Raw genomic sequence first — 26,213 nt, forward strand, 5'->3', positions numbered from 1 at the left:
GGCCGTTATCTACGCTGGGATGCGCCCGCGTAGGCGCGCCGTTCAGAAGCCGGGCACGATGTCCTTGTCGTCGCCCATTCCCTCGTTGAGGCCGTACGCACGTGCGGCGGTGGAAATCCGATCCATGACGCGCTTGTCGGCGAGCGTCTCGCAGTCATCGTCTGCGGGCGTGAACAGATCGCCCTGATCAGGCTCCTGGACGACGAGGGTCCGTTCTTCGCGCAGGCCCGGATGGCGCTGCTGCTGGACACCTCCGTCTTCGATTGCCGCGCCGGCACTGTCGTCATCGCCAGCAAGACGCCGATCCACGCCGCGCACCTGTCCGCTCCAATCGTCCGGGCGCGACGTGGGCCGATCCGCGTAGGCACCGTCGCGCAGCACCGGCGAAGGCAGCACTCGCTCCGTGAAATTCGGATCCTGGTAATAACGCAACTTCTTGGCGCGAATCGGCGGCAATCCCGAAACCAGGATTAGTTCGTCACCCTGCGGCAACTGCATCACCTCACCCGGCGTCAGCAGGGGGCGAGCGGTCTCTTGGCGGCTTACCATGACGTGGGACAACCAGGGCGCCAACCGATGGCCGGCATAGTTGCGCATCGATCTGAGTTCGGTCGCGGTACCGAGCGCGTCCGAGATGCGTTTGGCCGTGCGCTCGTCATTTGAGGAAAAGGCAATCCGCACATGGCAATTGTCGAGAATGGCGTTGTTCTCGCCATAGGCCTTGGAGATTTGGTTCAACGACTGCGCTATCAGATAAGCGCGGATGCCGTAGCCTGCCATGAAGGCGAGCGCAGTCTCGAAGAAGTCGAGCCGACCGAGCGCCGGAAATTCATCCAGCATCATCAGGAGCTGATGCTTGCGGCTCTTCTTTGGATCGCCCTCCAGGCGCTCGGTCAGCCGCCGGCCGATTTGATTGAGCACCAATCGCACCAGGGGCTTAGTGCGCGAGATATCCGACGGCGGCACGACCAGATACAGCGACATCGGTCGCTCGGCATCCACAAGGTCGGCAATGCGCCAGTCGCAGGCCGATGTTGCCGCGGCCACCGTTGGATCACGATAGAGCCCGAGAAACGACATGGCGGTCGAGAGAACGCCTGAGCGCTCGTTCTCTGACTTGTTCAGCACCTCACGAGCCGCCGAGGCCACGACCGGATGGACCTGGGGCTTGTCCACCGTGCCGAGGTGGTTGGTGGTCATCATCCGCTGCAGTGTCGCAGCGAATGAGCGTTGCGGGTCCGACAGGAAGGTGGCGACACGGGCGAGTGTCTTTTCCTCTTCGGCGTAGAGCACGTGCAAGATGGCGCCAACTAGAAGTGAATGACTGGTCTTCTCCCAATGGTTCCGCCGCTCCAGCGCGCCTTCCGGATCGACGAGAATGTCGGCGATGTTCTGAACATCGCGGACCTCATCTGGACCTTTGCGCACTTCCAGCAGCGGGTTGTACCGCGCCGATCTCGGATCGGTCGGATTGAACAAGAGACAGTGCGAGAACTTCGACCTCCAGCCAGAGGTCAGCTGCCAGTTCTCGCCTTTGATGTCGTGAATGACGGCCGAGCCGGTCCAGGAAAGAAGGGTTGGAACAACGAGTCCGACGCCCTTGCCCGAACGTGTCGGCGCAAAGGCCATGACGTGTTCCGGTCCGTCATGGCGCAGATAGCGATAATTCAGTCCGCCAAGGAAAACGCCGGCCGGCTGAAACAGCCCCGCCTTCTCGATTTCCAGCTTCATGGCCCATCGTGAGGACCCATAGGTGGTGACCAACCCCCGCTGCCGTGCGCGCCAGAGGGACCCAGCTATCGCGGCGGCACAGCCCAGGAACCCACTGGCTCCGGCAAGTATGCCAGCCTTGTCAAAGACCTCAGGCGCATAGGCGTCAAATTGGAACCACCATTCGAACAGCTTCCACGGCTGGTAGATCGGCCAGCCGACTGTCACAAACCATGGTGCGCCGAGTGACGGCTGATAGGAGAGCATGTGGGCGCACCATTGGGTTGCAGTCCACACGCCAAGAATGACAATTGCGAATACGACAGCGATCTGCCCAATCAGCAACTTCGTGGGTGTCAATGGCTTGCTCCGCTCTTCTGGCCAGACGGACCAAACATCGCGCCGAGCGATGAGAATTCGAACGGCCGCTACGTGCGACTAGGTGCGATGACAAGGTTGATAGGCATTATTCAGCTGCGAACAGCGAAAATCCGCCGCAGCAACCGATCGGCGGTGCCAGGTACGCGGTTAGGTCGCAGAAGATGTTGGGGCTTCAGGCGCGGGCACATTGAAGATGTGCTGACAGACAAACCTTTGGAGCCGACGCGTTTGTGCGAGTAGCGAGCTGAAGGGCTCGGCGAGAAGTCGTCGTTCTCAATCGGGCGACGGGGGATACATCGGCGAAGACAGGGAGGATGGGCCAGACGGAAAGGTCGTAGCCAAGGCGGCCTTGGAGCGCATAGCGCCTGGCCGGGAGGCCGCCGCCAGCCAGGCTTACGCGGCGGGTCGTTGAGCGAGGTGAAGACCCGAACGGGCTCGACGAGGGTCCACGGCGGTCACAATGTGGTGGTGGTGATCGCAGTAGACGCGATCCGGCGAAGTTGGCCCAGCACAAAAACGATAACCGCCGGGTACAGAAGCGTCTTCGCTCACCGGGAAGCGGCACTGATAGAGGCCTAGCTGAATGAGGGGGACATCTCTCGAAGTTGGTCTGATATTTTCAGGCATGATGGTTTCCTAGTTCGTAGCAGTTACCAGCTGACGGCGGCAGTGCGACCCGTCGGGACGAGCTTCTCTCGTTTTGGAGGGCTATGGGTCACCATATGGTGTTGGTAGCACCATCAATGAAGCCCTACGCCCTGCTTCTGAAGCCAATAGTTTGCGACTTAAGGCCACACGCGCGAACGCATTAGCAATCTACCATCGTGTCCCCGAGGCACTCGCCCGCCGCGGTTTGCCGGCGGCGGGGTGGCACTGGCTTGTGGGGCCCTAGGCCCACTCGCGGCGCTCGCACTGGATCTCGGTGCGGGTTTCCCTTGTCTCATCGCCCTGTCAGCGCCTTGCAAATGAGCGAAACCAAGCTGTCGCGCGCTCGCTCGTGGAGTGCGCCTTTCGGCCGCCATGCAAGGAAATCATCAACGCTCATCCAATCAGCCGGGTTTGTGTCGGCGTCTGGCTGGCTGAATTCCACATACAGATGCAGTTCGTCCGGCACGAAGACGACCCTCCACAATCCTTCGATGTCATTGGCAAGGTTGTAGGCGAGGACGGTCATGGCGGGGCACTCCTTTCGCCGTGGAGCGTGCCTATCTCACGGGAAAATTCCATCACCAGAAGTTAGTATTGACGCTCGCGCTTTCTCAGAAATCCAACGTCCGCGTGATGCCGAAAGGTGCAGCCAGCTTTTTGTGTATCTCGATTGGGAACACGGGACCGCCGCGAAAGTTCGGTGCACGCAGCGAATCCTCCCCCTCCAGGTATTGCTGCAGATCGGTATCCCGATCGGCCCTCGCTCCCCGCAAGGGCGCGGGCCTCGGCCTGTGGTGCTCATGCCATCTACTTCGATCCGCAAGATGGAATATGATCTGGATAGAAGGACCCTCTCGGTGTGGTTCGTCGCCAGCGGTAAACGGTACGAGTTTGAGGGGGTACCGCCGGAAACCTTTGCCGCGTTCCGGGCCGCGTTCGCCAAGGGCCGCTATTTCAACCACCATATCCGCAGCAAATTTCCGCTACCATCTGGTTGCGAGCGATGACCCGGGATGACCTGACCTGCCGGCGGCTTAATCGGTCCTGTCGCTCCAACCGGCGGTTAGTAGACGCGTTGCCGCTGTGGCGCTTAGGGTTGGTTACGGTCCGCGCTCACCTGGCAAGCCCAACCCCTCGGCATCCCCCCGCCTGGTACAAAGCGTTTGATCGGTCCCGCCGTTCTGGCAGTGCGGCGGGACTTTTTTGCGGTCCAGGTGGAGCATCGGCGCGCGGGGAAGGCGCGGTGCATGCAGCACCTTTTCTCATCCAACGTACCCGGTGGCGCGCTGAAGGTCTCAACGTCGGTCTGCCGCCGGAGCTCAACTAGCTGGACTATTGCTCGACCGGAAGCGGCTCGTGCTGGGACTCAGCGTGGTGGAAGACCTGTCCAAGATCGCGCGCGTCGAACGTTTGGCCGCAGACTGGGCAGTAGACCAAGTGCTTCGACTCGTCCTCGACTGGCCCGTCATGCGGCCTGCCCTCATAGCCTGTTGCGATGTTGTCTGTTCTAATCCGCGGCATCTGCAAGTGCCTTTCGTCGTTTTGGCGGCCGATACTTCTGCACCAAGACCGGACCTTCTCACGGTCGACCCTGACCAATGGCCCGAGGTCGATCGTCACAGTGTCCTCGTCAATGCGCGTGACCTCGCCTTTCAGGTCGATTTGCCGGCTTCGGTTCACCTTGGTGTGGTCGATGATGGATGTGGGAAGTCGCCACCTGGGATAGAGACGGCTTACGCAGTCCTCTGTTATCCGCCTTCGAACCGTGGCAGCAATCGCCACCTGGTCACCAATGCCCATTTCGCGAGCCTTGGATTGAGTCTGGAGCGGGCAGTGTCTTCTTCAAGAGGCCTCTAATATACGCCCGTCATCCTGAGGCTGACCTAGGACCAGAGTTACAAAAGTTGAACTTCATCGGGGAACACTCCTTCTGTCTGCCTGTTCGATTTGCCAGGCGCATCCCGCGCATTCAGACAGGAGAAGGAAGATGAAACGCATCCTTTTGGCTTCGGCCGTGCTGGCGCTGTCGGCCGGGCTTTCCTTTGCCCAGACGACCAGCGGAACTTCGAGCGGAACCTCGACGAGCGGAACCTCGACCACGACAACCATGCCCAGTACGACGGATCAGGGCACCGGCACGACGAGCAGCGGGACCAACATGTCCGGCGATCAGGGCACCGACACGACCACCACCAGCGGCACCACAAATCCGAACTCGGCCAGAGACTGCGCGCCCGGCCAGCAGACTGGCAGCGCTCAGCAGGCTGCGCCAGGTCAGCAGGACACGACCGCCAACACCGCCGCGCCAGGCCAGGTGAAAAAGACCGACGAAGGTTGCTGATTGGCACATCGGCACAGGTTGGAATCACCAGCGTGTGGCTGGCTGGTCTCCCCCGACCACCGGCTAAGACAAACTCGGCTGGCGAGCAAGTTGCCGCCAGCCGAGCATCAGTCTAGGAACCTTTGCGCTTGCTTGTGCTTTCAGTGGGGCACGCCTGGCTTCTGTTTGCTTTCGGTTAGATAGATACGCGATCGCCTCTACTCTAGCGCTGAACAGACCTGATGGCGCGCTGATCCACAGACATTCGTCAAAAGCCCGCGTCTCTGGATCGAGGAGACGCGGGCTGGATCGGAGCACCACCGATCTTGCAGCAATATCGTATGGAGGATGTACTGCGTGCACCGAACCTTACCCGCGCCCCGGTGTTCCACCTGGAGCGCAAAAAATCCCGCGCACACTGCCAGGGCGGCGGGAATTTCGCGAGGTGAATTGAAACCCGCCACGACGCTGATCCTCTGGGACTGTCAAGGGCCGTTCGGCGGGCTCTACTCCGGAACAATGTCTTCTTCCGAAAGTTTTTCCTTAAGTAGCAAAGGAGATTCGAAATGTCAGAAAGCCGGGAATGGTTTGTCCAATGGCTTAGAGACGCTCATGCCATGGAAGAGCAGGCAGAGACGATGTTGAACGGGCAGTTGCGTCGTATCGAGAATTATCCCGAACTGAGCGACCGGATCCGACAGCACCTCGACGAAACCAAGCAGCAGGCCGCTCGGCTGAGGACTTGTCTCGATCAGATGGACGAGGGTTCATCCACGATGAAGGACGCTGGCGGCAAGCTGACGGCGATGGCGCAATCGCTGAGCGGTGTCTTCGCCGGAGACGAGGTGATGAAAGGATCGCTGGCGAGCTACACGTTCGAGCACATGGAAATCGCCTCCTACACGATCCTGATTGCCGCTGCGCGATCGCTCGGCGAAACCGAGGTTCTTCGGGCTTGCGAAGAGAACCTGCGAGAGGAAGTCGCGATGGCGGATTGGCTGAAAACCCATCTTGCCTCAACGACCGAGCAGTTCCTTGCGCGGGCCGAAGCGGACAGCGACAGCGCCAAGCGGTGATCGGTGGGAACGTAGCGATCGTGAAGTGAGGGATCGGCGCGGAAGCTGGTTAACACCGGCTCCGATGTCGACGAGCGAGCTCCGGCTTGGAACTGAATAGGAGCGGCGGCGGACGGCAACGATCGAGGGTGCCCATCGATCATTGCCGCCAAAGAGAACATAGCGAAAATTGCTTGTAGGCGTTGCCGTAGCATCAAAGCGCGCTCGATACCTGCTTCCGGCGTCGGCGTTCTTCGAATTTACCGGAACGACGTACCTGCAGGCGAAAGATCGATTTCCGCGCCACACTCCGCGTTAATGGCCATCGCCGGATCGAGAGGAAGTCCGCCGCTCCGCTAACACGGGCCTGGGCGCGCCAAGGTCATCGCTGAATGTAAAGCCATTTCTGCAGATTTGACGCACACAATTGCCGATCCGAGGCCAAGCTTGGAATTGTGCGGAACTGTACGAAGTCGATTGCAAGCAACCAACCTGGTTGGCCGGGCATTAGCAAAGCATCAATTTGGAAAGCATCGGGAGGAAGACCATGCTGCACGTTAACATGCCTCGCGAATTTGAGGTTGGCGATGAGGTTTCACTAGCAGGTACCGTCATCACGATTCTCCCCAGCGGGCGCGCCAGGGTGAGCATTCCCTCGTATGACCATCCGTATACGATTGATCGCCACCCAAAGTCCGGGCCGGCGACCGAGTGGTTCTTGTTGCGGACGTCACCCGCATCGATCGCGGGGCGAACAAACTCTCTGTGCGGATTGACTGCGGCGGGGTGATCACGGTCGACAAGTCGGCGATCACTCGGCTGAGAAAGCACCGCCGGACTTCAGCGGGTTGACGCTCACGGCGATACAGTGGCCGGTGTCGGCGTAGGGAAGACGCAAGGACCCCGCTTCACCTGCCGTCCAGCCGTTCGCGCATTCGCGATCGTCGCTCTCGGCAACAGGCGGCGCGCGCCGCCAGGACGTGTCGCATGTGCGCGCTGTCGAAGGAGGCGCCCAGCAACATTGCGCGTGAAGGCAACGCGGGCATCCGATCGATCGTTAACCTTTCTCTGCAATGAGCGCCTTGTCGCCGGCGATGGGCCTCCGGCTCTTACGCATTATGGAGATCACATGTTGGTCCCGGCACCCGATGCCGGGAGCAGGTCTGCTTTGGAGCGTCGTGACAGAACTGGGCGACATGGTTGCGGTGGAGTAGGCGCCGTCGCCCTGGATGAAGAACAACTGTCGCATGCGGTGCATGCGGTGTCGAAGCTTTCGGTCGGTCACGGCCGCGGCCGCATCGACGACGACCGCAACGGCATCGAGTCGTTGCTGAAAGCCCGCAAGGTATCTGTCAAGACATAGCGTGCCCGCGAAGGTCCGCCCTCGCGACAGGGATTCGTTCTAGGCCGATCGGTCGGGACGCGACCGGCCAGATGAGCGAGAGCTTACCCTCGGTGTTGGTTTCGACCCGGTTCGCATAGAGGCCGCGAAGGGACATCTCCAAACGCTCATCGACGGTCGTCGATCACTGCCGACTACGAGTCGAGGTCGTATGGCTCGTGGCCTAGCTCGTTGTGATGAAGCGCCTCTGCCATACACCTGATGTCGAACGCCTGACCGCACGCCGGGCAGACGACGAAATACTCCTCCTCCCGAACTGGCGATGCATCGTGGTCTTGGGGGATGACGATGTCATTGTATTCGTCGGGCATTGGGTCCTCCGGCAACGCCGCCCGCCATGCTGGAACGCCTGCCGGCAGGATTTGTTTCAAAGTTACTGCGCTTAAGAAGAGGGCCGGAACGGGTGAAGCACAATGTCGGTAAGCGCAAGGCGACGGCGCCCGAAACTCATCACGTGAGCTGAACGACTGCTTTTGCCAACTCGATGCTCGAAACCTGCCGATCTGCTTAGGCCGGTTCCGGACATTCGTGACCGGCCTCATAAGTCATAAGAAGCGCCCACCACCTACGGGACTCAAGCCAGCCTTTCGCCAGGCACGGACTCTTTGCCAACCGCACATTTGAAGCCTATGCTTTCCCACGTCGGCCGCCAGCGCGTCGGACGCAGCCGACAGTAAGAGGTACGTGCTCTTGCCCGCATGGGAGAGAGAGCCATGCCCCAATCCCTTCTTCGCAACCATGTATTGAAAACCCTCTCCTCGGAGGATTTCGCGCTTTTGAGGCCGTCACTGCATCACGTCGAACTCAACATCAAAGACCAGCTGGAAGTCTCTTATCAGCCGATCGAGCGTGTGTATTTTCCAGAGATGGGCATCGCGTCGGTGGTCGCTACGATGACCGGAGGGCGGCAAAGCGAGGTCGGCATCGTCGGCCACGACGGCATGACAGGAGTTGCCGTTATTCTCGGCCAGGACAAGTCGCCCAATGAAACCTATATCCAGGTCGCCGGCAATGGCTGGATTCTGCCCGTTGAAGACCTTCGCGCTGCGATTGCAGCAAGCCAGTCCCTTCGCGAGTCGCTGCTTCGCTATGCCCACGCGTTCCTCGTGCAGTCGTCCCGGACCGCGCTGGTCAACGGCCATTCCAAAATCGAGGAGCGGTTGGCCCGCTGGCTGCTGATGGTCCAAGACCGCGCCGAAGGAAACAAGATCTACCTGACGCATGAATTTCTGGCGACCATGCTTGGTGCCCGGCGCCCCGGCGTTACCACCGCCCTCCAAATGCTTGAATATCGGGGGCTGGTTCACGCCAAACGCGGCGAGATCGCAATCGTCGATCGCGTTGGAATGATAAAACTCACACACGGTGCTTACGGCGAGGAGGAGCAAAGTCACTTCGGCCTAGCCTCCGCCTAACTGTTCGGAATCGGACAAACCCTTGCAGGCTGCCGAATTGGTGCCATAAATCGTGTGGGTCAGGGTTCAGGGAGGAATTCTCGATGACCACCACTTTTGACACAGTCACGGTTGAAAGAGCCGCCGAAGCCTATGTTCTCTCCAGAGGCAAGGCCCACTTCCTTTCGATAGCACAGGCAATCCGCGCCATCCGAACACTCATGCCCGCATGCAGGGCCACCGACCGCGAGCTGGAGGAGCTCTTGGCGGCAGCATCCATTATTCACGGTGTGCCAGTCGCGTTCGACTTAAAAACAGCCGTGGCCGCAGAACCACGGCTCCATTCATAGGGCCGGTCATGCCTGCGCTCGCGCAGAGGCCTACCTTATCGGACGTTCGCCAAGCGATTGTCCGCCACCTGATCGACAACATCGGCAGCCCGAGCATTTCGATATCCGAGGTTAGCCACACCGTGAGGAGAATGCTTCCCTTTTGCGAACTCACGGACTGGCAACTTGGCGATCTCTTGCGCGAAGCGCGATCGATGCGGGATTCGCGATTGAATCCGACGGGGTGGGTCCCGAAAACGCATGTCGAGGCTCAATAGCGGAACAGCCGCTTTAGCCATGTGGCTCCCGGCCTCGATGCCCTTCACTATCCGAAATTTTCCATTCTCGTAACCGCACCTGGCGATCTTCCTGTTTTCCCATCGGAGAGGAAGTATTGGCATTGCCGTAATCCTCCAGACGAAAACGTGGTGCCAGCTTTGGTCCGGCACTTGCGCCAGAGCATGCGCGACAGGCAACTTGCCACGTGCCATAGCTGCCTGAAACGTCGCAATCCAAGTATCTACGATGAACCAAGCGACACCGCCAATGCGCGTGTGCGCCAGAACGGCGCTTGCCTCCACCGCATTTTCCGCCCGTAGACGTCGTGGCGTGCCGCCAGGAGACGGCGGAATTTTTCCGCACTTGCTACCGCATATTGGCGCAATGGATGTGAGGACTTGGATTGGAATGCCTCGACGATAGCGTCCGCCGCCGCGGTGCCCGATCCAACGGCTCGTTCGATGCCGTCTCAAGACAATGGGTCGAGCGTCCAGGCCGCGTCCCCAGCAACGATCCATTTCCCACGCCAAAGTAAAGTGCGGATTGAAGTGCGGGCATCTCGGACGCCGACGCGGGAAGTGCCGTCAACTCTTGTAAGCCCCGCCAGGAGCGACGAGCTTAGCAAGCGCTCTTGGGTCGTTGCCCGAAGCGCAGAGCACCTGGTAGCGAGGGTCGGAAACCCCAGACGACCACATCCAAGTCACTACCACCAACGGTTCCAGAAGCCGCGGCCTCGGGAACCGCTAATGTCCTGCGGCGGCAAGCCCACTTGGTTCGTCGATCGCGGGATCGGCGACCCCAGTGGCTGCGCGGGCGATGTCATCGTGTTGAGTCCAATAGCCGACGCGTAGACGAGGCAACCATTCAATAGGGCGACGAAGTATGCACTGACATCCGTCGCACCCGCGAAAAAGGCGACCGCGACGATGATAAGCTCCGCGATCACAAGTGAGAGCCACTTGGCGCCGTAGTTGGCGACTGATTGTATCGTATTACCGACAATCACAGTTGCTCCGGTTGCTCCGGCCAAGGTTCCCAACGTGGTTAGGGTGAAAAGCTCTTGCGGCATTTTGTTGCCTCCAATTGTCGATTCAAACACTTCTGCTGTAACCGCTGATGATCACCTGCAGTCATTGTTACTGCGTAGACTGTCGATGCAACTGAGATCCTTGAAACGATCCGGCAACGTTTGACGATAGCTGAGCCGCTCAAACGTCCCTGTAGTCGGCCACGCTGGATATCACCACACCACCTTGGGCGAAATCGGAAGCAGATCGGATACCCGCCTCGGCGGGATCGATAAAGTCGGGTGGCGCAGCTCCAGGTTCGCTCAGTTCCCAGTCGGCGTCGAAGAGCTTCGCAAAATAGCTGGCGATGCCAGAATGCTCCACGAGCAGGCTGGCTTCGCGGTTGGAAAGCAACCCGGTTGTCGACCAGTTTTGCGAGCCAAGCAACACCTTCTCATCGTCAACCACGACGAGCTTGTTGTGGCAATGGACGAAATGATGGGTCGAGAGATATCGATAGTTTGTATCGAACGCTAAATCGAAATCGTCCATCGCCTTTACGAATTTCTGTTTCTGGCCCGTATTCAAATATTTTTTCGAGACGATGATCCGCACGTCAAGATCAGGGTGATCTGCGCGTGCATCTGCGATCTCTTGCAGGAGTGCCTCGACGGCGGGCTGCCCGCCGCGGAGGTATTGCTGCTCAATCCTAACGCTGCGCCTGGCGGACCTGAGCAAGAGGCTGAGCGTCGGATGAAAATTTTCAGGCGTGATGACCGGAGTGACGCTGATCGGTGACTCCGGCGTGACGGTGATGCTGGAAAACAGTCTCGTCGGAATCGCTGGCGGCGCTGCTTCGAAGAAGATATCGCTCGCTGGCGAAGCAGCCGCAAGCACACCGGGCGGAACTGCGTCCGGCGGCTGCCCTTGCGACAGCCGCATGTCGCGGGCGACCAGATCGGAGAAGAAGGCTGCCAGTTCGCGCGATTCAACTGCCATACCCATATCGCGATTGCCGGGTTCGAAACTCCCTATTACCACCCCGTCGCCCTCGTTGAAGGGGATGCTGTTTTCCGACCAATTGCCGCTTTGAATCATCGCAATCTCGCCGTCGACCACGATTATCTTCTCGTGTGCGTTGCCAAAGTAAGCCACGGGATTTCCGGCCGAGCTGGATGGCGCCTTGACGCAGTTTGCACCGAGCGCCGCCAGTTCATCCAGCACGTTCCGCTCCTCGGTGGAATTTGTGTCTAGCATCAGAGATAGCGAGACGCCGCGCCGCATCGCGCGCTTCAGATGTTCTTTCATGTATTCCGCGCTAAAGTCGTAGATGCCGATCACGAGTGAGCGGGTCGAGCTATCGATCAGCTTCTTCGTGACGGCGTAGGTTGAATCCGGCGAGGCATAGGCCATGATCCTGCCGGCAACAGAACGGGGAACAAAGTTCGAATCCGGCAGCCGGGGATAGGGCAGCAATGCTGGCGGCGCGGCAGCGTCGTCGGCCGCGCCGGCTTGATCGAGGTTCTGGCGAAGCACCTCCGGCAGGGCTTCGAAGACGGTGCGTTCGGCGACCGTCTGGTCAGACAGCGCGTCGTATGCTGCGCTTCGGCCGGGAAGCCGGGTCGGCAAAGCAACCGCATCCGCCGCCTCAGCGGCGACGACCGCAGGCGGCGCACCAGCTTCTCCCCAGCATCCCTCGAAAGCGGCAACCGTACTCTGCCCGATGCGAGTTGCCATGCCCTCCAGCTTGATGGTGATGAAGTCCGCGATCTGCGCGCCGAACTGGATAGGACGGCCGTCGATCTTGATGTCGCCCACGACATAGCCGCGCCCAGGTGGGACTTCGTAGGTCGCGCGCACGAAATGATCGTTGCTGCCGCGCGTGAACCGCCAGAAGTTCATTGCATTCTCGCCGTCGGGCGTCACCCAACCCACTGGGTTAAACTGGTGAAGATAAAGCCCAACAGGGTTGTTCAGCGTGATATCCGCCAGCCTCCTGGCGAGGGCGTTGACCTGATCGCCGATGAACGGGTCGCTGTTGCGGTTCGGCTCGCCATAACGCGAGCACTGTATCAACGCCTGGGCGTCGGTGATGTCCTGTCCGGCCCGCCTGCGGCGAATGGTTGCGGCAGCGCCCAGCCAGATCTCCGCCCTCAGCGTATTGGCGTCCTGGATCAGATGCATGATGCCGTTGCTGGTCGAGTTGTTGAAGCGGTTCCTGAGCTCGTAGACGCCGCCGACAAAGAGGTCTTCGCGCTGGACCAAGGGCGAAACAAGTTCCCGATAGAGCGACACGACCTTTTCCGGGTCCTGGCCAGCCAAGAACTGCCAGTATTCGGGGCCTTCGCAAGTGAAATCGACACGCATGATCTTACCGCTGGCTGGATCGCGCGCCGCGCTCCACTCGCAATATTCGTCCTGGACACTGCGCGCCGCGTCGGCCCGGCGCCAGCGTTGCATATCACTCAGGGAGTTGAGGCGCACCTGGCGCGGAAACGCGTTCCACGAGATCACGGCCACCTGCGCGTCCGCGGCTGGCGGATTGGTCAGCGGATTGAAGAACTGATCGCGCGGCCCGTCATTGCGGGCAGGATCTCCTTCGCGGGCGTTGTCGAGCCAGGCGGAGACCTGCTGGCTCCAGGCCTCCTTGCCGGCTGCATCGAGGTCATCGAGAAATCCAGGCGGATCGAGTCGGGGCATTAAGTCTCTCCCTGAGGTGGTTGGGGCTCGTCTGTTTCGGCAGTCCGGACAGGCTCGACACGGCCATACTCGGTCATCCGCAAGGGAGCGGCCGTCAGCGGTATGTTGGTCCGCGGGGTGGTCAGCGCGAATTCGGCGAGTGGCCTACGGCGAAACCGTCGTCGCCGATACTCCGCTAGACGGAACCAGCCGTCGACGGTCTCGGGATCGGTCATGCCCGCCCTCAACAACCCGAAGTACTGCGCGATGCGCTCCCTGGAGGCGGCTTCGAAATCGACCGTCTCGAAGTTCGACAGGAACTCCCGCTCCGGACTGTTGGCGCCAATGCCTTGCTGGCCTGTAGCGGCACGGATCGCCTCTAGAAATTCCCATTCCATTGCCTCTCCGGCGTTTGGGCCTTTGGCGACCGTCGGCACATGGCGAAGCAGGGCCGCCCGGCGCGCCGAAAAGACCGGATTTGGGAAATCAGTCATCGTCAGCGCGGCGACGAAGCGCCTGGTCAGCAGGCCGGCCAGCAAGAGGGCATCGATCAGCTGCGTATCCTCGAAAGCCGGCTCGGGTGTCAGAAAGGCAAAATGCGAGTCGCCCTCGATGCGCAGCAAGCCGTCGGACAGATGAACGTCGTAATCGGCCAGACACCTGCGATAGACCAGTCCCGGGACCATGATGTCGGCATCTGCCGGGTCGTCGGGCTCGAGGCCCAAGGTTGTGAACAGCGTATCGCGGTTGAGGAAGAACGACAGCGGTGGCTTGAGCGGAGTCTCCTCCCCAATCAGATGGCTCGCCGTTTCCGACGTGGCTAAGTTCACCGTGGTGTCCGTCACAGCCTGGCGCAGGAAGTGGCGAACGTCGTTCCAGCTGCCGTCGGCGTCGACGGCCCGCGCGATGCGCGCCGCATTCCAGCGCCGAATGCCCGGTCGCGCAACCTCGGTCTCCATGCGTTCAGCGGTCACGCGGCCAATGAAGAGAGGATCGTTCCGCAGTGGATCGTCAGGCGCCAGCGCGTTTTCGTTGATGCCTGCCTGCGGCGCGTGCCAATGAATCCAGGGCGATCGCAGCTCCTTCATGACGGTCGCACCGTTCACATGGCTGTCGAAAGGGCCTTTGCCGCGTGTGGCGGCCTGTAATGCGTGGGACGACATCCCAGCCCAGAAGTAGGCACCAGTCAGCCGCTCGTAGAAATGAAACACCTTATGCGTATCGTCCCAGCCGATGATCTGCAGAAACGCATCGTCCGCGGCGGAATCGGCTAAAGTGCTCGAGGAAACGAGCAACGTGAAGTCGGCTTTTCCACGAACGATCACGAAGCGGAATGCGCGCTGGAGCCGATCGGTTTGCGGTGTCCACGGAATATGTCCGCCATCTGCGACCAAAAAGACCAGCTGTCGCGGCAGCGCATCCGCCGTCCCGCCGAGTGCGTCGAAGGCTGCAATCAGGCTCCGCGTCGTCAGCGGAAACGGATTGCCCGAGCGCAGCAGTCGGCCAAGAGGGTCATCTAGTTTAGCGAGTTCCTCGGCATCCATCGGCCGTGGGTCGGTATCGATCCCGCCGACTCGACGATAGAGCACATTCGCTTCGGGCGGCACTGCGTCGGCAGGCGCGGCCAAGCGCGCACCACCCTTCCGGTAGGGATAGTTGCGCGTCGGGAAACGCTGTTGCTCCCGAGAGATTGTCAAGCCCAACTCCTCTCCATTCGTCAGGCGGCGTCAGCGCCGCATCGAGAATTGCCCCTGCTGTCCGAGTCGGATGACCCCCGCCTCCTCTACGCCACGTGCCCGCGATGGACCGCGACAGCCACAAGATCGTTCGGCTTGATGAATCCGGCCAGATTGATGTTCGACCCGGCTTTCATGGGCAGCGTCAGCGTGGCCTTGCCCGCGGTGTCCGGATTGAGACTGACGTTTCCTTCCGGCTTGCCCTCGACGTAGAAATCCAGCCTCGTCAGTCCGACCGTATTGATGCTCACAAGGCGAAAGCCCGGCTTGGCCGGATCGGAGGCGCCTATTGTGACGCTGATCTCGCGACGAGGTTCCTTCGAGAGGAGTTCCGCCGCACGAGCGAGCAACTCTCGATCACCTTCCATCACATCGGCGCGGGTGGGTCTGTGTATCTCGTCAGGGACGACGCCGAAGTCTTCAAGCAATGCGCCAGCGCGCGGTCCGACTCTCAGGCACTGGCGTATGGCCACACGCATGCTGGCGTTGTTCGGCAACGGCTTCAGCCCCCATCCCGTCGGCAGGACAAGGTTCAGGAGCCAGTGCTCCCAGACATTCGCTCCACCGGCGCCAGTGTTGCTGGCGACACCAAGGATCTTGCCGATGCGGTGGTCCTGGAAACCTGCGGCAAACATGTCGGTTGCAGAGTAGCAGTTGCCATCAACCACCAGCACAACAGGGCCATAATACCGCTGCCCAATCGAGTTGCAGCTGACCGGATCGGTCAGCGGGAAGGCATGAGAATACAGAGAGCCCGTCTCGACTGCCTCCTCAAGCGATGGGCGCCATTGATCAAGGGGAATCTGGGAACCGACCGGGTTGTTACGTGACAGATCGAGCGTGCCCGGCGTGACGACGAACTGCATGCGTTCTGGTTCGATTCTCGTCGCGGTGAGTGTCTGGAGCAGCCGCTCGGCTGCCAGGATGCTACCGCCTCCATTGCCACGCACGTCTACGATCAGACCATTTGGTGGTGTCCTCCTGAGCAGCCGGACGAATTCCGCAACGAAGCCGTCAGCGTCTTCAACATGAAATGTTCTGATCTGGAGGTGGCCATAGGTCACGCCACCAATGTCGATGGTCCGGGCCCGGAACGCAGCGTTCCAGGGCACCATGACGGTAATCTCCGTGCCGGTCGGATTTTCCTCCAGCGAGTCAGGCGATGCGCTAGCAAAAAAGCCCGAGACTTGCTCACCGAAATTAGCGCTCTGCAGGTTCCGCAAGGCGCCGGAATCGAAGATGAGCTGGCGCGCCTCCCGCACGGCATCCGCCGCGTTATCGAGGCCGAGCACCGCAGCCAGCCCGAGATTTCGTGACAGCAACGCCGCGGGGACGGCAGCTGCCGGCGGCGCCGCCTCCGCCGGAGGCACCATCTTGGCCGGTTCATCGAAGATGACGCTCGCCGACCGCGCCGTGCTGTGTCGGCTAAAATCCACCGACACATTCGCCGCAAAGGAGATATCCGCCGGAGGCGCCTGCGGAGGTTGCGGCTGAATTTGCGCAGGGGGCGCCGACACGGCCGTCTTGTCGGAGCCGCCCGACGTGGTCGGCGCATAGCGGACGAACCATTGCTGCCGCATCTGTCGCCGCTGCGACAGATCCTTCGGATCGCCGTGTCGCGGCAGAAATTCCAGGTCGACGAAATCGGCATCCGGCGGCAGAGCTGTATTCATGGGCCGGATTGTCAGAGAACTGACGCCTCGCGCGTGGCGCGCCGCGTCGTTACTTCCGGCGGTCTGCTCGGCATTCGCACGCACGGCGCGCTCGATCGCCATCCCGTTCCAGTAGAACAGTTCGCTGCCCGACCCAAATTCGGGAACGGGGAATTGATGGCCGGTCAACACACGCGTTACCACGTACCTCCGAACTCCGTTCTCATAGAACGGGGCCACCTCGAAAGGCAGGTAGGCGATGTAATCGCGATAAGGCTGCGGAAGCTGATAATTCGTATGAAGGTCGCGTACCGAGTTGAAAACTTGAGTTAGCGTATTGTGAAACGCCAGTTCGTCCCGTTCACCGGCAGGAATATTGCTCTCCTGCATCAGCCGGCGCTGGAGCACGCGAAGTCGCTGGATCGGGCGCACCGCGTGGATCGCTTCCTTTAACGGGCGATGGACATAGAAATTGTCGAGCATCTGGATTGCCTGCCCGACGATCAGAATACGATCCTGTTGCGTAAGAGTGCCCTCGACGCTTTCGCGAAAGCTCCGAAGCGTCTTGTCGCCAGCCGGAAGCTGTTCGCCGGAGGCCGCGTCGGCAACAATCGGAGTTTCGGCCACCGTCTCCCAGCTGATCGGCCCGCCGGTATTCCTGGGCAGCACCAATTGGCTCTGGCGACGATTGATGCCATGGACCGACTTCGTTTTCGGCGGCTCGGCCACCTCCAGCCCGGCCGGCGTGCGCAGTGCCTCTGTGGGCTGGCCCAAGCTGCGACGACGCAGTGCCTCGGCCACCGCGGCCTCGGCGTTCAGGAACGTGCCGATCGGCTTGCCGGGATCTTCAACCAGCGTGGAGCCCGTTCCGGAAAGGATGTCCCGGACGTCGCCATGTGTCAGGTCCGGGTTCACCGACAGCATCAACGCGACGGTGCCTGCGACCTTAGGGGTCGCACCGGACGTGCCGCCGAAGCCGTTGCGGTAAGAGGAGTCCGACGCATGACCGCAGGTCAGGTCGTGGTTCAGGTCACCTGGTGCCGAAACCACGACACGGCCGCCGTAGTTGCTGAAAAAGGCGCGTTTGTTCAAGTTGGCGTCGTATGCGGTCGCTCCGACCAGAATCGAGCCGGTTGGATCGAACGGCTCGTCGGAATCGGTCCTGTCGGCCGGTCGATTGCCGTTGCCCGCAGCCACACAGACGACGCAGCCGTCAGCAATCGCAGCACGGATCGCGCGATGCACGGATGGGATTTGCTCGAAATTGCCGCCGAGCGCAGTCTGAACCTCTACGATCACGACCTTGCGTCGGTTCGCTGAATTGGTGCGGCGAACGAAGTCGACCGCCTCGGCCCACGGCTCTTCGAAGACGGGTGCGTTCGGGCCACTGTCCCCTTGGACCGCCCAAAGCGAAGCCTCCGGCGCATAGCCGGCCATGCCAACGCCGTCTGCACGCGCTCCGGCGATGCCAAGCACCGCGGTCCCGTGGGCCGCGTGCGATCCTTGCGTCACATCGGCACCGCCATCGACCGCATTGTAGCAGCGATCGATGGAAGCCCGAAATTCCTGGTGAGATGTGCGGCAACCCCAATCGATATCTGCGACCACAACGTTCGCGCCACGCGAATACTGCCAAGCCTGCGGCACGCGGGTGCGATGAAGATACCACTGCGATTCCAGTCCATTCGCGGGGTCCGACGTGAGCGGTCCGTCACCGATCTGTGGATCGGTAGGATCGGGCTCCGACAAGGCGAGCATTGGAGGCGCCGCCTTGGGCACGATAACCGCTTTGTTGACCTCCGGCAGTTGCTTGAGCGCTGTCGTCACCTCGGACGGAGGCGTACCCCCCGGAAAGCGCAGCCGCATGAAGCTGGACAGCGGCGGAAGGCGCTCCAGTGCACTTGCCTGTTCAACCGATGCAGATCCGATTGCGGTCGCGGCCCGAAGCGCATCGAGGCGCGCCTGTTCCGCCTGAACCTGCCCCTCTGTGAACACCGATCGCGCCTCAAGCAACCCATAGCGCCGCAAGACGCCGCGCAATGCCACGTCCGGCGGCGCGGCACCGGCAACTTCTGCGAGATAGCCCGCAGTGTTGCTCGAGAGCGCAGAGCCAATTGCAGTTGCGCTCGGCGCCAATTCAACTTCGACGACGAGGTCTTCTTCCGGTGTGGGCGGCTGACTTGCGGCTACACCCGACGATCCTTCGCCTACTCCAACTGGTATGAACGGCGACCCCGTATCCGTAGGGTCCAGCACCATCGCATCTTGCGCCTTGATCGGCTTGGGCGCCGTTTCCGAGGATTTGCGTTTTCTGGCCATCGGTTTGCGGTGCACCCCACCTCTAAGACATTGCGAATACTTCCATTTTCACCACAAAGACGCCGGCCCCCGATACTGGAACGCAGAATGGGGCGGCTGCCGAACGTTCAATCTCGGTCTTAGTAACTTCCGTACTATCCACCATTTCAGAACGCCGGCGTGTCGCTCTAATGCGTGAGGCGAAGTGCAGTCGTCCGGATTCGCCACCAAACTATTCGCTCGCCCTTGACCGTGCCATCGGAGACAACCGCCCCAGCTAATCTCAGGCCACCACCTAAAGCCCGCGTCGTGCCGGCTCCTGAGTCATCTCAACTTCAACGAGCTCCGAAAGCTTGCGCCCAACGGCTTCAGTGTCGGCGCCTTCCGTCAGTTCGACGTAACCCATTCGAGCTGTTTCAGCGCGCTTCGCCGTAGGATTCAGATATTGCGCCGCCTTTACTTCGGACCACCCTTCGATGGTCGCCAGCAACTCATCCCGACGGAGTCTGGGGACATCCGACTTAAAGTTGAACAGCAATACATCCGGCTGGGGCAAAAACACAGGCTCCTACCGTTGTTAACCAAGCAATTTTACCAAGTTCAGCCGGCCGGCGCCATAGTCGGGATGGAATGCAGCGCCACCCATACCAGGCACAGGATCAGCCGAGTTCATCAACGCAGTTCTCACGTCACCCCCAGGCATCCTACCCTTGTTCGCGAGCACTAGCGCCGCCGCTGCCGCAACGTGCGGGCTGGCCATGGACGTACCCTGCCAGGAGGCGTAGTTCGTGTCCCGCGACTTCGGCGCCCCCGGGATCGATGTTCCATCTGGTCTTGTCGCCGCTACGAAGCCCGTCTGACCAGGATAGGTCGGTAGCGTTGACCATATGCCAACGCCAGGAGCGGCGATTGAGATGTGCCCCCCTCTGTTCGAAAAATCGGCGACCCTGTCATTAATCGTCGTCGCACCAACGCCGATCACACCTGGTATTGCTGCAGGGTAGGAAATCGGACTACCCAAACTGCGTTCATTTCCCATGGCTGCAACGACCGTAACACCGTCGGCCACCAACAGGTCGAATAACTGCCTTTCCTGCGGGTCAGGTTCACCCGGCCCACCGATGCTTAGATTGACGACATCAACTTTCGCGTCCAGGCACTCGCTCAGCGCACGACGATACATCACAGGATCCACATAATAGACGTACTCGTCTGGTCCGAGCAGCACCCGAAGGAGATCCGGCTCGTCATCAAAGATCTTCCATGCCAGCAGTGCACAAGAGGCAATACCGCGTACCCCGAAAACGTTATCGAAATTTGCACAGATCGTTCCAGCGACATGAGTACCGTGTCCAATCACATCTTCTGGACCGGATGGCGCGGATACGCCTGCGTAGGTATGCACATAACCAGCTATCCGACCGACCAAATCCGGATGCTGTTCGTCAATTCCAGTATCAAGAACGGCGACCTTTATTTTCGTTGCATCCTTGAAATCAGGCAATCCCCGCGCTTCGCTCCAGCCAATCCGCGCCAGGTTCCACATATCGCCGGCGGGAGGAATTGCCGTCGGCGTCGCACCTGTAACCTTGCTCCGGCGAGGGCGACGAACTGAGGCGTAGCGGACGGGGACGCGCGCGGCAAATGTGACATCCGGGTCGTTAGCAAGCTCGTCACGTAAGCGATGTTCGTCGCCCTCCGAGTCCAGCTCGACAATGCAAACACCCGCGTTTGCATCCTTGCTGCGTTTCTGGCTCGCGGTGGCGCCAAGCGCAGCAGCAACACGGGCCCCGCCCCCGCCGTATCTTGCTTCGGAATCGGCTATGGTTGCAGCGGAGCTAGCTAGAACCGGAACCAACCCGTCCCCTGGGCTCGCCGACGACAACGGGATAACGCGCTTGATCATGCCTCGCCGCGAAAGCCCCACCATCGCCGAAATAGCCGGGGTATCAAACGAGGCAGCAATGACACCCGGGTCCGCTCCCGGCCAGAACCGACCCATTGACGGTTGAAGACCCACAATGAGCATACCTTTGTGATATTCTGGCAATCCACGAACCGAAAACGACATGATGGTCACGTCCTCCGAACTGTTGTCGCGTGGTGATAGCTGGTTTCAATCGGCGATGCCGCCCCGGAATCCAGCGCTACTTGCGGGAATTCGCCCGCCGTAAGGCGAAAACGAAATCCTGCTGAAAGAACTGCAGATCTCCGTTGGCATCAAAGAACATATTTGTCTGGTCGGCGACCGGCAGCGACGTGTCATGTCCAGGAGGCCCTATTGGGGTAAGCCCCTGGCCTGCTCCGTCTACACCAAAGAAGAACGGCATTTCATCTCGTACGTCATCAACTTTGGTCCGAATGGCCGCGTGGGCATGACAGCTAATGCAAGAAGAATGCTCAAAACCACCCTCTATTATCGGATCAGAAAGGATATTTGGGCGTCCCATTGAATCGACGAAATCCGTTTCGACACCGCTGAGTTCATAGTTCTGCCAAACCGTTCCATTGAGAGCAGCCGGTCGACCAACAGGATCAGGTTGTGGAAATGCTGGCGTTGGCCCGTCAACTTGTCGGAACGAGGTCCAGAACCAGTTTGGAACCTCTTTAGTAAGAATATGCAACGCGGCGAGACCCCAGAGCACACCGTTCTCGTCGCGGTGCGTGTAGTAACGACCAGAAATCTCAGGCTTCTCCTCAGCCACAGCAAATTTCCTCCACGAGGCCTTCACCTCAACCGACTCAAGTGGAAATGACATCTTCTGCGCCGCGGCCAACTTGGCCTGCATGAATTCTTCTTGTCCCTCAACTGAATAAAGTCCGTTGTCACGCATAAAATCGAATGTTGCCTTGTTCATGCGTGTTTCGTTGGTCGGCTCGCCGGGATCGAGCTGAATGCCGATGCCGTTCTTGCCTTTCAACAGCTCCGCGACCAAGACCGACGACTTTGGCGGGTCAACAATCTTCGCAGTATTGCTGGGCGGTGTTTCCCATGTCTCAGGTTTCGTGGCTGGGTCTAAGAACACTTCGGTCCGGGCTAATTTCCACGTCTCCCAGACCACCTGCCCGGCATCGCCGATCTTCTTCGTAGGATCAGCAATTCCACGCCCATGGGAAAGGTCGGCTGGATGATTGACTGCCAGGAAAAGATCCCAGGCGTGCTTGTGAGGCTGATTGATTGCATCTGCAGGATTGGGCTGTAGTACAGGGGCTCCACTCTGCCCTTGCAATGACGCTGGAAAGATTGCGCTGAGGACTAAAAGTGCAGCGGCACAGCCGCTCATGCGTGCAATCAAGTTCATTTTCGTTTTTCCTCCTGGATCAGGCTGGCGCTCCAGCCTCAAGCCATGCACGAACACGATCGATCTGATCCTGAGAAACAACGGGGCGCCCCGCTGGCATTCTCCTGAACGTTGCTCCGGCAATTCCAACGTCGCGCCCGAAAGGCGGGCGCGCTTCGAGCGCCTTGACAAGGTTTGACTCTACCGGGTCAAACCCATTGCCCATTTTGGACGGCGCAATCAGCGCCACGCTGCCAAACACCTTGTATGCGACAAATTCATCGCGCGTCAGCGTACGCCAGAAATTCTTATGTGCGCCAATGTCACCTGACGACACAGCTTCTTCGAGGATACCTACAATATCCGCATATCTATCAACCATCACATAGATCCCAGAGCGCAGAGCGCAGAGCGCATAATAATTCTGCTAACGTTGCCGTCTTCTCTAGCCAAAATCTGTATTAATATCTATACATATTCTTAAACTTTGTCTATGCTATTTATTGTTGGCGCAGTATTTCTCGTGGTCAGGTTTCCCGGCCGGCTTTTATCATGACGCAGCCCGCTTCAACACGGCTTCCGCGCATCCGGAGGCTGTGACCTGCTGGGCCTGAGTGCCGGATGCAAGCCCAACGACGACGATAGTTGTAGCGATGAGGATGGCCCCCATTTTCATGCTTTCCTCCCGATGCCGATTGTTGTTATGCAGGCACGCGCAGCAGGTTCTTGCTGCTTTCGAGGAACGGCCGTTGAATGCCGCGACGAACCAGCAGCGAATGGCCGATGCCCAGGATCTTCCGAACACTCGCCAGGGCCGCCTCATTCACTTCTATGTAGGCGACAATGTACCACTCACCGTTTTCTTCCCTGGCCATCCCCAGCGGCTCGGCCCGCCATTTGAGCGCGCCGTGGTGGGGCATGAAGTAGGTTTCCTGGATGCCGCCGACAGCGCCGAGCCCCTCGTCGAGTGCGTATTCCATCACCGCGCAGCACAGCTGCGTCAGCGTGCCCCGCAGCCCGGTCGAGCGTTTGTCAGGCACGACGAAAGTGCGTGTCCATTCGGCCCAATCGGGACGCCTGGGCACGCCCGATTTTTCGCACATGTGAGAAAAGACCTCCGAAACCATGTGCGGCTCGCTCGTTGGGATCAACCGAGCCGAGGTCACCACGCGACCGTCTTCGATACCCAGCAGATAGGTTGCCGCTTCCGTATCGAATTGATCCAGCTCGCGACCATCCGGACTCGCAGGGCGCCAATGTTTCTGGTGCACGAAAAAGTCGTGCCGCCGGCGCAAAAACTCATCGAATTCGTTTTCGTAGAGATACTTGTTATGCGCGTTGACGACATGGGCAGCTATCATTGCGCGATCCCCCGATCGTTCTTCGGGAGAATAGTTGCAGGCGCGCTAAAGTACGTCACCTGTCCGATCGGACAGTTGACACGTTCAGGGATGGATCAGACGCCTGCGCACTGCTTCGACGACGGCTTGCGTGGTCGAAGCGACGCCAAAAGCCTCACGAGCCCGCGTAGCGTGCCATTTGACGGTGCGCTCGGTCACGCCGAGGATCTGGGATGTTTCCGACGAAGTCTTGCCCGCCGCAGCCCACAAAAGCACTTCCTTTTCGCGATCCGTCAGCGGACCCTCATCGCCGTCGTCATTTGACAGAGCCTGGATCGACATGCCGGCGTATACCGCCATCGTCACCAGTTGCACCTGCTGCCGCGGAGAGAGCGTGCAGGACTTGGCAGAGGAGGCGAATGACAAGACAGACTGCCAATGGTGGACGCTGAGCATTGGCACGGCGAAGCCGCTACAGATGCCGAACTCTGTCGCTTCGCCCGCAACCCGTCGCGAACCTTCCGTATCGGACCATTTTGCTGGGACGTCGGCCCAAAGGAACGGCTTCAGGGTTTTCGCCGAGTATATGCAGACGCCGTCAACGGCGGCATGCTCGGCCTCGACATAACGTTGGAACCAGCCTGCGGGCCAGCCATTCAGTTCAACCATCGGCGCCAGCTTTTGCCCTCCAAGTGGCACACCACTCAGGATGAGATGTTCGAAGCCGAGATTTCTGACCGTTTCAAGAAGATCACTTAGCAACGGCCCGGTTGCCGTGTGCTTCCTGCAGCGTTCGACAAAATCAAACACGTCTGAATCAATCATGTCAGCGACCCAGCCCACACACGCCGAAACAGTATATCGGAAAATTAGGGGCTTGGAATGTATCCAAATAAATCAGCGCTGGCTCGGCAGCAGGATGAGTCAGGCCTTGCTTGGTGAGTTCCTGTCAACCCTGAAATCCAGACGAGACGGCAGCCACAATTTCCCCTGTTGAGCGTGTAGGACCCTTGCTGAAACTGCAGCCTGAGCAGTTTTTGGTGCATGCCGCGATCGACTTCTGCCGCCATTGGCTCGTGACGGACACGAGACCACAACCGTTTCAATGTTGGCATTCTTGTGGGCTGCGACATCGAAAAACAGGTGCGAAATCGCGATCCCAATCCAAGCGTCAGTGACCCTCCCCCGCATGCCTCGATGCTCGCGTTGTAGAAGGCCACCTTAGATCCCACTGCCAAGAAGTTGCAAAACGGTGCCTGGTCAATCTCGTGATGCCTGACCTACTTGAGCCGAATGAGCATATAGACATGCTCGGCGTTGAAGGAGACGCGCTTGACCACGCTGCTGTCTAGCTCCCCCGTGCATTGGAACTTGGCGAGGTCCACCGGCCTGCAGTGAAGCCGCACACAACCAGCTCGGAAATGATGGAGCGTCGCGGCCTCTGACCCAATACGTCTCGCCGCCCCATTGAACCCTCCCTGCACCCGTCCCCTGACCGTCGAGACAATTAAACTCTCACCTTGGTGCGTAAAGAAATCTCTGATTAAATGCCTGCTCGCAAAAGAATAGCAAGCAGAGGATATTGGGATAGATTCCCCTTGCGCGTAGTGTGCGCTCAGTTCTAACTTCCGATAAACTGCGCGAAAAAGTACGCCAACGAAGGAGGCGACGTTGTTCCGTCTTGCCCTTGCGGTCTTTGCAATCTTGATCGGTCCCATGTCTCCCTCGATGGCGTGGTAGGATATGGGTCATATGGAGGTGGCCCCAATTGCTTAGGGTTGACTAAAGCCTGCAACAAAGATCAAGGTGGACGCGCTGATAAAGCTGCATCCTGCCTACGGCATGTGGACCAAGGGCCTAGGCTTGCCCACGATGAGATTGCACAACAGGCCTTTGTTCGGGCGGCGACCTGGGCCGACGACATCAAGACCGATTGAATTGCAGAACCCTCCACACGCCCGATTGCTACAAATCGGAAGGCGATGACGTTGGAAACGCCGACGCTGGCCAGAACATCTGGTACTTCTGATCACCTCGCGCATGTCTAGTGGCACTTCTATGACATACCGTTTTCGGCTGATGGCACGCCTACTCTGCCGTCCCCTCCCGTGAACGCCCTTTCGGAGATCAAGCTTCTTCCCACGACGCTCACCGACACGACCGCGAGTGATGACCTGAAGTGCTATGATCTCGTCTGGCTTCTCCACCTGACCTGCCACTGAATTTTCATCCGGCTGCAGTTAGAGCCTCGGCGGGTTTTACGCCGTATGGCGCGGATTGAGCAACGGGTGATCGGCGGAGCAGGTCGGGGTTGCGCAGCCGATCGTCCGTTGCGGTGAGATTGGCGGCATAAGCCGCAGGCGTGATGTATCCGAGCGCCGAATGTGGGCGCGATCGGTTGTAGTCGTCTGCCCATTCGGCGATGGTTGTTTCGGGCATGGTCAAGGCCGAAGAACAGGGTTTCGTTCAGCAACTCGTCCCGCATCCGCCCGTTGAAGCTTTCGCAGAAGCCGTTCTGCATCGGCTTGCCCGGCGCGATGAAGTGCCATTCCACCTGATGATCTTCGACCAGGCGAGGATCGCGTTCGAGGTGAACTCGGTGCCGTGGTCAGAGACGATCATGCCCGGCTTGCCGCGCCGGGCGATCAGTTCCGTCAGTTCACGCGCCACCCGGCGGCCGGAGATCGAGGTAAGCGTTCCCA

At 59.7% G+C, this 26,213-nt stretch carries 20 protein-coding genes and 1 pseudogene; 6 read left to right on the plus strand and 15 right to left on the minus strand.

Annotated features, from left to right (window positions below; all coding sequences use genetic code 11):
- Nucleotides 1-42 precede the first annotated feature (42 nt).
- Complete coding sequence (locus NKH91_RS26340) at nt 43-2,070, minus strand: conjugal transfer protein TraG (RefSeq protein ID WP_352813090.1); 2,028 nt, start codon at nt 2,068-2,070, stop codon at nt 43-45.
- A gap of 961 nt (nt 2,071-3,031) precedes the next feature.
- Nucleotides 3,032-3,265 carry a hypothetical protein gene (locus tag NKH91_RS26350; RefSeq protein WP_352508341.1) on the minus strand — a complete coding sequence of 78 codons (234 nt, stop codon included), beginning with the start codon at nt 3,263-3,265 and terminating at the stop codon, nt 3,032-3,034.
- Nucleotides 3,266-3,539: 274 nt separating this feature from the next.
- On the opposite strand from NKH91_RS26350, the gene NKH91_RS26355 reads away from it, so the two are divergent.
- Nucleotides 3,540-3,746: a KTSC domain-containing protein gene (locus NKH91_RS26355; RefSeq protein ID WP_352813085.1), complete on the plus strand. Its 207-nt coding sequence runs from the start codon at nt 3,540-3,542 to the stop codon at nt 3,744-3,746.
- A 325-nt stretch (nt 3,747-4,071) separates the two neighbouring features.
- Here the strand turns inward: NKH91_RS26355 and NKH91_RS26360 are convergent, their stop codons facing one another.
- A complete protein-coding gene (locus NKH91_RS26360) occupies nt 4,072-4,539 on the minus strand; it encodes a hypothetical protein (RefSeq protein WP_352813083.1) in 468 nt (155 codons plus the stop codon).
- Nucleotides 4,540-4,726: 187 nt separating this feature from the next.
- On the opposite strand from NKH91_RS26360, the gene NKH91_RS26365 reads away from it, so the two are divergent.
- From NKH91_RS26365 to NKH91_RS26375, 3 genes are all read left to right on the plus strand, one after another.
- Complete coding sequence (locus NKH91_RS26365) at nt 4,727-5,080, plus strand: hypothetical protein (protein WP_352813081.1); 354 nt, start codon at nt 4,727-4,729, stop codon at nt 5,078-5,080.
- Between the two features lie 545 nt (nt 5,081-5,625).
- A complete protein-coding gene (locus NKH91_RS26370) occupies nt 5,626-6,135 on the plus strand; it encodes a ferritin-like domain-containing protein (protein WP_352641893.1) in 510 nt (169 codons plus the stop codon).
- A gap of 1,108 nt (nt 6,136-7,243) precedes the next feature.
- A complete protein-coding gene (locus NKH91_RS26375) occupies nt 7,244-7,477 on the plus strand; it encodes a hypothetical protein (protein WP_352813078.1) in 234 nt (77 codons plus the stop codon).
- 173 nt (nt 7,478-7,650) lie between these two features.
- Here NKH91_RS26375 and NKH91_RS26380 read toward each other — a convergent pair whose 3' ends face one another.
- On the minus strand, nt 7,651-7,827 hold the full coding sequence (locus NKH91_RS26380) for a hypothetical protein (RefSeq protein WP_352813076.1): 177 nt from the start codon (nt 7,825-7,827) through the stop codon (nt 7,651-7,653).
- 402 nt (nt 7,828-8,229) lie between these two features.
- On the opposite strand from NKH91_RS26380, the gene NKH91_RS26385 reads away from it, so the two are divergent.
- Complete coding sequence (locus tag NKH91_RS26385; protein WP_352813074.1) at nt 8,230-8,931, plus strand: Crp/Fnr family transcriptional regulator; 702 nt, start codon at nt 8,230-8,232, stop codon at nt 8,929-8,931.
- 83 nt (nt 8,932-9,014) lie between these two features.
- Nucleotides 9,015-9,260 (plus strand): hypothetical protein, encoded by a 246-nt coding sequence (locus tag NKH91_RS26390; RefSeq protein ID WP_352479079.1) that lies wholly within the window; start codon nt 9,015-9,017, stop codon nt 9,258-9,260.
- A 961-nt stretch (nt 9,261-10,221) separates the two neighbouring features.
- Here NKH91_RS26390 and NKH91_RS26395 read toward each other — a convergent pair.
- The 11 genes and pseudogenes from NKH91_RS26395 to NKH91_RS26445 form a co-directional block, all read right to left on the minus strand.
- Nucleotides 10,222-10,587, minus strand: a complete 366-nt coding sequence (locus tag NKH91_RS26395) for a hypothetical protein (RefSeq protein WP_352813072.1) — start codon at nt 10,585-10,587, stop codon at nt 10,222-10,224.
- 139 nt (nt 10,588-10,726) lie between these two features.
- Nucleotides 10,727-13,225 (minus strand): phospholipase D-like domain-containing protein, encoded by a 2,499-nt coding sequence (locus tag NKH91_RS26400; protein ID WP_352813070.1) that lies wholly within the window; start codon nt 13,223-13,225, stop codon nt 10,727-10,729.
- The gene (locus NKH91_RS26405) at nt 13,225-14,901 is read right to left on the minus strand and encodes a hypothetical protein (protein WP_352813068.1); all 1,677 of its coding nucleotides are present in this window, start codon (nt 14,899-14,901) and stop codon (nt 13,225-13,227) included. The genes NKH91_RS26400 and NKH91_RS26405 overlap by 1 nt, the downstream gene beginning before the upstream one ends.
- A gap of 86 nt (nt 14,902-14,987) precedes the next feature.
- Complete coding sequence (locus NKH91_RS26410) at nt 14,988-18,911, minus strand: S8 family serine peptidase (RefSeq protein ID WP_352813066.1); 3,924 nt, start codon at nt 18,909-18,911, stop codon at nt 14,988-14,990.
- A gap of 274 nt (nt 18,912-19,185) precedes the next feature.
- Entirely contained in the window at nt 19,186-19,446 is a 261-nt protein-coding gene (locus NKH91_RS26415) for a hypothetical protein (protein WP_352813065.1), read from the minus strand.
- 21 nt (nt 19,447-19,467) lie between these two features.
- Nucleotides 19,468-20,961 carry a S8 family peptidase gene (locus tag NKH91_RS26420; protein WP_352813102.1) on the minus strand — a complete coding sequence of 498 codons (1,494 nt, stop codon included), beginning with the start codon at nt 20,959-20,961 and terminating at the stop codon, nt 19,468-19,470.
- A gap of 76 nt (nt 20,962-21,037) precedes the next feature.
- Nucleotides 21,038-22,192, minus strand: coding sequence for a hypothetical protein (locus NKH91_RS26425; RefSeq protein WP_352885398.1), 1,155 nt, complete (start codon nt 22,190-22,192; stop codon nt 21,038-21,040).
- Nucleotides 22,193-22,211: 19 nt separating this feature from the next.
- Nucleotides 22,212-22,553, minus strand: a complete 342-nt coding sequence (locus tag NKH91_RS26430; protein ID WP_352813060.1) for a hypothetical protein — start codon at nt 22,551-22,553, stop codon at nt 22,212-22,214.
- Nucleotides 22,554-22,872: 319 nt separating this feature from the next.
- Entirely contained in the window at nt 22,873-23,532 is a 660-nt protein-coding gene (locus tag NKH91_RS26435; protein WP_352813058.1) for an acyl-homoserine-lactone synthase, read from the minus strand.
- A gap of 84 nt (nt 23,533-23,616) precedes the next feature.
- Nucleotides 23,617-24,336, minus strand: a complete 720-nt coding sequence (locus NKH91_RS26440; protein ID WP_502897219.1) for a LuxR family transcriptional regulator — start codon at nt 24,334-24,336, stop codon at nt 23,617-23,619.
- 1,401 nt (nt 24,337-25,737) lie between these two features.
- Nucleotides 25,738-26,202 (minus strand): annotated as a pseudogene (locus tag NKH91_RS26445) (integrase core domain-containing protein); the annotation flags it as partial.
- Nucleotides 26,203-26,213: the final 11 nt, after the last annotated feature.

The organism is Mesorhizobium sp. M0894, assembly GCF_040319725.1.
In the GTDB taxonomy this organism is placed as follows: domain Bacteria; phylum Pseudomonadota; class Alphaproteobacteria; order Rhizobiales; family Rhizobiaceae; genus Mesorhizobium.